The organism is Gemmatimonadaceae bacterium, from assembly GCA_019637355.1.
Taxonomy (GTDB): Bacteria; Gemmatimonadota; Gemmatimonadetes; order Gemmatimonadales; family Gemmatimonadaceae; genus Pseudogemmatithrix.
Genome location: JAHBVT010000002.1, coordinates 1 through 8,761, shown reverse-complemented (window position 1 = coordinate 8,761; position 8,761 = coordinate 1). Strand labels below are relative to the sequence as shown.

The window sequence follows — 8,761 nt, the reverse complement described above, 5'->3', positions numbered from 1 at the left end:
GCTGCATTCCTTCCATATAGTGGAGCAGCGGCCCCACAACCGCTACCAACCCCGCGCTTGTCGGCAGCAAGCGTCGTTATGCGGCGCCATTGCTGAGCGCGCGGCGTGAGCGCCCTTGACTCTATACCGTGGTATAGGGTTTATCCTACATCGTATGAAAGTCCCTTTGCGCATCGGGGCCGTCGCTGAGGCGGCGGGCGTGGGCGTGCAGACGCTCCGGTACTACGAGCGGCGCGGCCTGTTGAGCGCTCGCCACCGCACGGCAGGCGGCTACCGTGAATACGCTCCGGACACGGTCCGTCGCGTCGTGTTCATTCGCCGCGCGCAGGCGATGGGATTCACGCTCGATGAGATTCGCGCGCTCCTCGCGCTTCGTGTGCGGGAGCCGCGACGTTGCGAGCCGGTGAAGGAGTCCGCCGAGATCGCGCGCGCGCGCGTCCGCGAGCAGCTCGTCGCGCTGCGACGGATGGACAAGGTGCTCGCACGGCTCATTGGTGCGTGCGACGCGCGAGCGGTCACGGAGGAGTGCCCCATCCTGGCGGCGCTCGAACCTGCGGAGAGGAGTTAGCGATGCAGATCGATTTGGTGTACTTCGAGGGATGCCCGCACGTTGTATCGGCGCGTCAACGCATTGCGGACGCGCTGGGGAGTCTCGGATTGTCTGCTGAATGGAGCGAGTGGGACACAGGCGAGGCCGCGACGCCGACGAATCTACGCGGCTATTCGTCGCCGACCGTACTCGTGAATGGGGTCGATGTCGAGCACAAGGCGGCGACGAGCGGCGCGGGCTGCGCGGTAGGTGGAGGGCCCAGTCTCGAGGTGCTGCGTGCGGCCCTGACTGCGGCGAGCCGATGAAGCCGGGGACACGTGATGGGGCGGGAGTCCTCGGTGCGATCCTCGCGGCGCTGTGCTGCGCGGGAACGCCGTTCATTGTGGGTGGACTGGCCGCACTCGGCCTTGGATTCCTGCGCAAGGACGGCATTCTGTGGCCCGCGATGCTCCTCGCCCTGGCGGTCGCCGTTACAGGCTTCTGGAAGGGCGCGCGGACGCACGGGCGCTGGGGCCCGTTCGTTGTCGGTGGGCTAGGCGCGGTGTCGCTCGCAGCCGGCGTGATTCTCGTGCACGGATTTCCGGCGATGCAGATGATCTACGGGGGTTCCGCTGCGCTCGTCATCGGGGCGGGATGGAACAGTTACGCGCGAAGAAACTGTGCAACCTTGAGCACGCGCGCGTCCGCATAACGTCAAGTTGTGCTGCGGACGCTCCATAAAATGCGGCCGCGCAGCGGCCGCTACAATAGCGTGGCCGTCGGCACCAACTGCCGTTATACGGCGTCCCAGCGTTAACGCGCCGAAGTCGATTGGACTGCTTGCGCGCACGACCGCTGAAGCAGCGCAGGTGAGGGTCGCGGTCGCGACGCACGTGTGGGGTGATGCGAACCGCGCGCGCGCGAGTGGGCGATGTGTCCGCGCGCGCTACGCCAACCTGCTGTCCGCTGTTTACCCAAAAAGTTCAGTGCAGGGAACTCGGCGACACGCGTCGTCCGGATAACGTGTGCTTCTGCTGTGAACGCTCCAATAGAAAGCAGTTGCGGGGCGGCCGCTAGACCTTCGACTGCCTCAACAACCGGCCGCCCCGCAACTGCATCCGCACCCGCGTTCATCAGCAGCAAGCGTCGTTATCCGGGTCGCGCGGATGCCGCGGCATCGGCGGCCAACTCGGCGGCACGCACCCGCCGACCGATGCGAACCGCGCCACGGAGCACGAGTCCGCAGACGACCAGTCCGATGAGGAGATCGGGAATCGCGGTGTCGAGCCACGCCACGAGCGCACCGGCGAGCAGTACCCCGAGGTTCGCCTGCACGTCGGTGGCGGAGAAGATCCAAGCGGCCTGCAGATGCACCTCGCCATGGCGATGGCGGCGCAGCAGAACGAGGCACCAGATGTTTACGGCAAGTGCGGCGAGCGACACCGCGACCATCGTCGGCGGCTCTGGAGTGCTGCCCATGATGGCACGACGGGCGAGTTCTAACATGGCGAGCACGGCCAACGCGAGCTGCACTCTTCCCGCGAACCGTGCCGCCCGGAGTTTGCGTGATTCGGCCGCCCCCATGGCGAGCAGGGCAAGGAGGTAAACCGCCGCGTCGGCGCCCATGTCGAGGCCGTCAGCGATGAGTCCCATGGACTCCGCGCGCCATCCGCTGACGAGCTCGACGACGAACATCGTCCCGTTCAGCGCGAACAACGTGGCCAGCGCGCGCCGTCCGAGATGCTCGTTACTCACCGATGGATCTCACTCCGGATAACGTGTGCTTCTGCTGCAAGCGCTCCCATAAAATGCGGTTGTGGGGCCGCTGCAGTCCTTCCATAAAGTGGAGCGGCGGCCCCACAACCGCTACCGCATCCGCGCTTGTCGGCAGCAAGCGTCGTTATGTCGCGCCTATGTGAGGCGCGACCTGCGAGTACCACACGTGTAGGCGCTCAGCGGCCAAGATTCCCGCGCGCATCGACGCTTCAGCTTCCGAAACGGAGCCCTCGAGATTGACTTGAGGAACTTCAACGCGAACGGCAAAAGACTTGCTCGCGGGCGCTACGTACATCCCGTCGCTCAATGTGGTGCGATACCGCTCCGCGAATGCGTCCAGCTCAGCGATGCGGCCGTCAAACTGGAGATCAACGCGCCCGTAAGGAAGCTTGTGGATGAGACGCACTCCTTTCCGGAGCACCGTCGGCTTGAACACCACGAAACTCGAGAGGGCGGGCTTCGCGCCGGGGCGCGGCATTCTGAGTTGCGGTGCCAACTCCTTGGTCAAGTCGAAGTAGCGGGTCCAGAAAGCCGAAGTCGACTCACTCGGAACGGCCACCCATCCAGTGCGTGCACGATCCATCGCGAGATCGAGAAGCCGAAGCTTGTACTGCGTCCGCGCATCCGGAGTGCCATTGGACACCAGTGCCGCGCGAATGTCTTCGTACGTGAGGCGGCGGTCGAATCCTGCTGAATCGGTGGCGTACCGCTCCGGTGCCACGAGCAGCGTAATGACCACTGCAGTCCCAGGCTCGGCGCGGCGTTGTTGCGCGCGCTCCTGATATCGCTCGGCCTGTCGAGGTTGCATAATGGCGTCAATCTTGTTCTCGACCAACACGACCGTGCGCGATGCGCCGGACGCGAACACGAGGTCGAGATCGCTCTCTCCACTCGACGAGAGCGCCGAACGCTCCACTGCAACCAGCTCGAAGCCCGCGCCAACGTCGAGTGCGCTGGTGAACCACGCGCGAAACGCTGGCGAAGCAACAAGCTCTTCAACGAGGAATAGGTCGACGTCGCGTTCGGCGACGCCGCGAAGCTGGATTAAAATATCTGTCATTTCGCGCGCGTCGACATAACGTGTGCTTCTGCTGCAAGCGCTTCCATAAAATGCGGTTGTGGGGCCTCAGCAGACCTTCAGTTAAGATGAGGCTGAGGCCCCACAACCGCTACCGCACCTGCGCTTGTCGGCAGCAAGCGTCGTTTTATCGCACCCCACGCACAAGCCAGTACGACTGCGTGGTCAGCTGCGGGGCGGTCGAAGACGGCCGGGTCGAAGCCGCGCGGCACCCAGTAGTGCGCCTGGTCGTGGTCGGGATTCCTCGGATCCGCGAGCGCATCGAGGAGCCGCGCGTACCCAGGCGGCCCTCCGCAATCCTCGGGCGGCGCGGCGCGTTGCCCGTCGAGCACACGGGGCATCGGGATTGCGCGCGGGTTCACCGTCTCGCGTGCGACGTGCATGACCTCGATATCGTGCTCCCAATCGTCGCCATAGTCGTACGTGTACACGAGCTGGGAGCCTCGCTTCAGCCCGAGCGAAGCCAGGGTCGTGACCGCCGTATCGGCGCCAGGCATCTCGTTGACGGCTGGGACGTAGCGCTTCCGTCCAATGCGGAAATCGTAGAGGTGATAATCCAGCCATGCGAACACGCACTGCAGCACGCGATGCAGCTGCGCAAGCGTGTAGGTCTCCGGGACCGAGATTTCACGCCAGACGGGCGGCTCGATGCCGCGAATGCTGACGCGCAAGACGAGGACGCCGAGTGTCGAAGCGGGGCGCGAGTGGAGCGTTAGCGTGCGCTTCTTGGGCGTTGGCATCGAAAGGTTGCGGTGTCGATATAACGTCTGCTTCTGCTGCAGCCGCTTCCATAAAAAGCAGTTGTGGGGCAGCCGCAGGCTGTCCCACGTACGATAACGCGGCTGCCCCACAACTGCATCCTTCGCTGCGGCTGTCGGCAGCAAGCGTCGTTATCCGGGTCGCACGGATGTCGCGGCGTCGGCGGCCAGCTCGGCGGCGCGCACGCGGCGCCCGATGCGGATCGCCCCGCGGAGGACGAGCCAGCAGACCACGAGTCCGATGACGAGGTCGGGAATCGCCGAGCGTGTCAGGGCGACGAGTGCCCCGGCCAGGAGCACACCGAGATTCGCCTGCACATCGGTGGCGGAGAAGATCCACGCCGCCTGGAGATGGACCTCGCCGTGCCGATGGCGGCGCAGGAGGACGAGGCACCAGACGTTGACGGCGAGCGCGGCGAGGGACACCGCGACCATGGTTGGCGGTTCTGGCGCGCTCCCCATGACGGCACGACGCGCCAGTTCCAGCATCGCGACGACGGCGAGCGCGAGCTGCACCCGGCCGGCAAAGCGCGCGGCCCTGAGCTTGCGGGACTCGGCCGCGCCGATGGCGAGCAGGGCGAGGAGATAGACAGCGGCGTCGGCGCCCATATCGAGGCCGTCCGCGATGAGTCCCATGGACTCCGCGCGCCAGCCGCTGAGGAGCTCGACGACGAACATCGTACCGTTCAGCGCGAACAACGTCGTCAGCGCGCGCCGTCCGAGATGTTCGTTACTCACCGATGCGTCTCACTCCGGATAACGTATGCTTCTGCTGTGAACGCTCCAATAAGAAGGGTTTGGCGGGGCCGCCGCAACCAGCCTAGGGCATCACGGCGGCCCCGCCAAACCCAGTCCGCACCGCGTTCATCGGCAGCAAGCGTCGTTATGCCGTGCGCGCGCGACCTCACGGGCGCTGTGCCCGCGCCTCGCGGTCACGCCGCTCGGCTTGTTCGCGCACCTCGCGCAACATCGCCTGCTGCTGGCGGATGCGGGGATCGACGTCGCGCAGCGAGCGGACCGTCACCGGAAGCGGGATGGTGAAGTGGCCGAGGTGGAGTCGCCCCGGCGTAAGGCCGAAGCGGGCGTCGCCGCTTCCGATGGTCCAATCACTCGCGGCATTCGCAGCGCGCTCCCGCGCGAGGGCCTTGATGAACGCGCGGTCGAGGTGATCACGCAGGGGCTGTAGCGAGTCCGATTCGCTGAGCGGCGGCACCGCGAGCCGGGCATCGCGCGACGGCATGAACGGGTTGTCGAACAGGCCGTAGGGCCGCTCGGCTGCGGGCGACGGCGCTGCAGTCGCGGCTCCGGAGGACGCGGCATCGGCGTCGAGTACGCCCGTCGTGCTCGAATCAACCGTGGATGCACCAACGGTCCCGCCTCGCGCGCCGCCAGGAGTCGTTGGGTCGCCAGGTCCTGAGTCGCGAGGGCGCACGGTGGGGATGTAGATGAGTCGTGGAGTGGGCTCCGCCGCGCGAGGGCTGCGTGCGGGCTCGACTGGCGCAGGTGCCGGTTGCCAGAGGACGAGGACAGCCAACGTCGCCTGCACGAGGAGCGCGACGGCTCCGGCGACAAGCGAGGGCAGGCGGGGGCGCCGGTGGGGACGGAGCGCGCGGAACCTCATCCCCTGTTCGTACCACGGCGCCTGTCAGACGGTTGCCTGCAATACGCGGATGCCCGTCGAATCGGCATAACGTTCGCTTCTGCTGCAAGCGCTCCAACAAAATGCGGTTGTGGGGCCGCGGCCGTCCTTCACATAAGGTGAAGCCGTGGCCCCACAACCGCTACCGCTCCTGCGCTTGACGGCAGCAAGCATCGTTATGCGGTTACGACGGGAACTCTGGCGGTCGCGGCCGCGAGCGTCGGCGCGGCGGTGCCTCGCGCAACCAGTAGACGAGCAAGGCGCACGGCTGGGCGGAACTGCTCGGCCAGGCGTATCGCCGGAACTGCTCTGGCACCTCGGCATATCGCGGGTAGTACTCGATGGCGACGACATCCTGCGGGACCAGCTCGCTGATGGGCACCCGCCGGACGTGCCCGTCGAACTCGGGGTCCTCGCCATTGAAGATCTGCCGCAAGCATCCGCCGGGAGGCGCGGCTGGTCGCCAATCGAGGCCGTCGGGCGTCATCGTCGGTTCGCGGCGGAGCGCCGGCATGCCATCGAGCATATCCGCCCATGCGGACGGACGCAGGCTCCGCAGCTCACCCGCATCGCGGAACAGGCCGAGCCCGGAAGAGCGGCGGCACTCGAAGCCGGCCAGCGTGTTCGGTGCGCAGAGCCGCGTGTCCGTGATCCGCACCTCCGCGAGGAGCGTGGGCATGCGACGCAAGGTCACGCGCAGGGTCGTCCACTCGCCGGTGATGGATATGGTGGTCTCGTACGGTCGATAGCCGATGAGTCGGACACGAACGACGCGTCGGCCCGGGGCGATCGGGGACAGCCGGAAGCTACCGAGCGAATCCGACCGCGTCCGAATGGCCGGTTCGACGACGATGATCTCGGCGTCCGCGAGCGGCCGTCCCGTCGAGTCGACGACGCTACCGCGAAGCCCTTGCGCCGCGGCCGGAGCCTGCGCGACCAGGACGCAGGCGAGCGAAACCCAGAGCGTTCGCAACAGCGGGCACTTGCCTCCAAGAGTCTACGAGTTCGGCACCGTGGCGCGGCGATCCGCATAACGTGTGCTTCTGCTGTGAACGCTCCAATAAGAAGGGTTTGGCGGGGCCGCCGCAACCAGCCTAGGGCATTACGGCGGCCCCGCCAAACCCACTCCGCACCGCGTTCATCAGCAGCAAGCGTCGTTATGCTGCGCGCATTCACATACTAAGTGCACAGGCTTCTGCCGTTCCCGAACTGGGTGAGGTGACCTGGGGCAGGCTAGGCTTCAATCCTCCGCCAAGAGAAAGGAAGCCATGACCTACACCCAGATCACCCACGAAGAAAGGTACGCCATTTCGGCCCTGCGGAAGCTGGGCTACTCCTGCGCCGCCATCGCACGGGAGCTCGGGCGTGCCCCCAGCACCATCAGCCGCGAGGTGCGCCGCAATGCCTGGCGCACGGATGGTCGCACGTACTGGGTCGACCGCGCCCAGTCCTACACCAACGAGCGGCGACGCGCCTCGCGCCGGAACGCGCGGATCACCGCCGAGGAATGGGCCTTCGTCGAGCACTGGATCCGCGAGGACTGGAGCCCCGAGCAAATCGTGGGGTTCCATGCGCGCTTCGGGATTCGCACGCCGAGCCACGAGTCGATCTACCGGCACATCCACGCCGACCGCGAACGCGGCGGGACGCTGTACACGCACCTGCGCGTGATGACGAAGAACCTGCGCAAGCGCTATGGCACCTACGACAGCCGCGGACGCCTTGCGGGGAAGCGGCACATCTCGACGCGGCCGGCCGGCGCCGAGAATCGCTCGCGCTTCGGGCATTGGGAAGGCGACACGGTGATGGGGAGCACGACGGACACCGCGTGCATCCTGACGCTCGTCGAGCGGAAGTCAGGCTTCATCGCGATCGGGCAGCTCGACTCACGCCAGGCGCCGGAGACGAACGCCCGCCTCCGGCAGCTCATTGAGGCGCAGCCGCGGCCGGTCCGCACGCTGACGCTCGACAACGGCACGGAGTTCCACTCCTATGAAAAGCTCGAGGCGGTCGTCGACGCGAAGTGTTACTTCGCCACGCCGCATCACTCGTGGGAGCGCGGCAGCAACGAGAACGCCAACGGATTGATCCGGCAGTACCTGCCGAAGCGTCGCTCGATGAAGGGGCTGACGCAGCGCGACTGCCAGCGCATCGCGGACAAGCTCAACCGTCGGCCACGCAAGCGACTCGGCTTCAAAACGCCGGCGGAAGTCTATGCCGCCTAACCCTCACCGGTGCACTTCAAAGTTGACTCTACACTGTCATCGCTGAACATCGGGAATGAAGCCAGGCATACAACTCCGACATCTCGTCGCGAACAGATTGTCGTTGCTCAACATCACGCGGACAGTGTCCTGAGGTAGCGAATCAAGGCGGACGGCCCAGTAGTACCTCTCGATGTCACCCATGACATTTCGGCTGGCCACGCCGACCAACACGATGCGCTGGCGGGGAACGGTCATCGAGAAGCGACCGTCTGCGTCGGACTTTGCGGTCGCTATCGGTGAAGGTAGGTCCGCAAAGTAGAATGGTGCCGCGGAGAGACTGTCGACGGCAGCGGAGCCGGCTACCATCGCTGCAATTGCGAGTGTCGATTCATCCTGGGCGCGGCGCCATCGGGATTCGAGCGTCTCCGACAATATGTTTGCCATGGAGCGGTCAAAGGCCGCTGAGGCAGCGGCTTGACGCCGCTCCGCCACAAGAGCCAGGCTGTCAAAGCGAGCGCGGAGCGCAGGGTACGCCGCCGCCGCTTCAGCCGAACGGGCGCCAAAGATCCGCTCGACTGTCGTGTCTGCGTACGCGCCGATCTCAACGAGGCCGAGCTTATAGTTGTCACCGCCTCGTGTGACGATAAACACAGAGCCCTCAACTACCGTCTGCTTCTTGCTGCAAGCGGCAGACACGGAGACGCAAAGAGCGGCAAGAATCAGGGTTCGCATAACTGTGAGTTGCACCGATGGTGGGTGATCAGCATAACGTGG

Annotated in this window: 11 protein-coding genes; 4 read left to right on the top strand and 7 right to left on the bottom strand. The window is 65.8% G+C overall.

The window, feature by feature from the left end; genetic code table 11:
• Nucleotides 1-154 precede the first annotated feature (154 nt).
• From KF689_14435 to KF689_14425, 3 genes are read left to right on the top strand one after another with little or no spacing between them, the layout of a single operon-like run.
• Complete coding sequence (locus KF689_14435; protein ID MBX3134577.1) at nucleotides 155-568, top strand: MerR family transcriptional regulator; 414 nt, start codon at nucleotides 155-157, stop codon at nucleotides 566-568.
• Between the two features lie 2 nt (nucleotides 569-570).
• Nucleotides 571-855: a hypothetical protein gene (locus KF689_14430; GenBank protein ID MBX3134576.1), complete on the top strand. Its 285-nt coding sequence runs from the start codon at nucleotides 571-573 to the stop codon at nucleotides 853-855.
• Nucleotides 852-1,241, top strand: a complete 390-nt coding sequence (locus tag KF689_14425) for a MerC domain-containing protein (protein ID MBX3134575.1) — start codon at nucleotides 852-854, stop codon at nucleotides 1,239-1,241. Before KF689_14430 ends, KF689_14425 begins: the two co-directional genes overlap by 4 nt.
• A gap of 437 nt (nucleotides 1,242-1,678) precedes the next feature.
• On the opposite strand, the gene KF689_14420 is transcribed toward KF689_14425, so the two are convergent.
• The 6 genes from KF689_14420 to KF689_14395 form a co-directional block, all read right to left on the bottom strand.
• The gene (locus KF689_14420; protein ID MBX3134574.1) at nucleotides 1,679-2,284 is read right to left on the bottom strand and encodes a cation transporter; all 606 of its coding nucleotides are present in this window, start codon (nucleotides 2,282-2,284) and stop codon (nucleotides 1,679-1,681) included.
• 145 nt (nucleotides 2,285-2,429) lie between these two features.
• Complete coding sequence (locus KF689_14415; GenBank protein ID MBX3134573.1) at nucleotides 2,430-3,365, bottom strand: PD-(D/E)XK nuclease family protein; 936 nt, start codon at nucleotides 3,363-3,365, stop codon at nucleotides 2,430-2,432.
• 77 nt (nucleotides 3,366-3,442) lie between these two features.
• Nucleotides 3,443-4,267, bottom strand: coding sequence for a plasmid pRiA4b ORF-3 family protein (locus tag KF689_14410; GenBank protein MBX3134572.1), 825 nt, complete (start codon nucleotides 4,265-4,267; stop codon nucleotides 3,443-3,445).
• Nucleotides 4,268-4,273: 6 nt separating this feature from the next.
• The gene (locus tag KF689_14405; protein ID MBX3134571.1) at nucleotides 4,274-4,879 is read right to left on the bottom strand and encodes a cation transporter; all 606 of its coding nucleotides are present in this window, start codon (nucleotides 4,877-4,879) and stop codon (nucleotides 4,274-4,276) included.
• Between the two features lie 166 nt (nucleotides 4,880-5,045).
• Nucleotides 5,046-5,762 (bottom strand): hypothetical protein, encoded by a 717-nt coding sequence (locus KF689_14400; GenBank protein MBX3134570.1) that lies wholly within the window; start codon nucleotides 5,760-5,762, stop codon nucleotides 5,046-5,048.
• 202 nt (nucleotides 5,763-5,964) lie between these two features.
• Nucleotides 5,965-6,753, bottom strand: coding sequence for a carboxypeptidase regulatory-like domain-containing protein (locus tag KF689_14395; protein MBX3134569.1), 789 nt, complete (start codon nucleotides 6,751-6,753; stop codon nucleotides 5,965-5,967).
• 295 nt (nucleotides 6,754-7,048) lie between these two features.
• Here KF689_14395 and KF689_14390 point away from each other — a divergent pair, with 295 nt between their 5' ends.
• A complete protein-coding gene (locus KF689_14390; GenBank protein ID MBX3134568.1) occupies nucleotides 7,049-8,005 on the top strand; it encodes an IS30 family transposase in 957 nt (318 codons plus the stop codon).
• 36 nt (nucleotides 8,006-8,041) lie between these two features.
• Here KF689_14390 and KF689_14385 read toward each other — a convergent pair.
• Nucleotides 8,042-8,761 (bottom strand): hypothetical protein (locus tag KF689_14385; GenBank protein ID MBX3134567.1); only part of this gene is annotated, 720 nt, incomplete at its 5' end.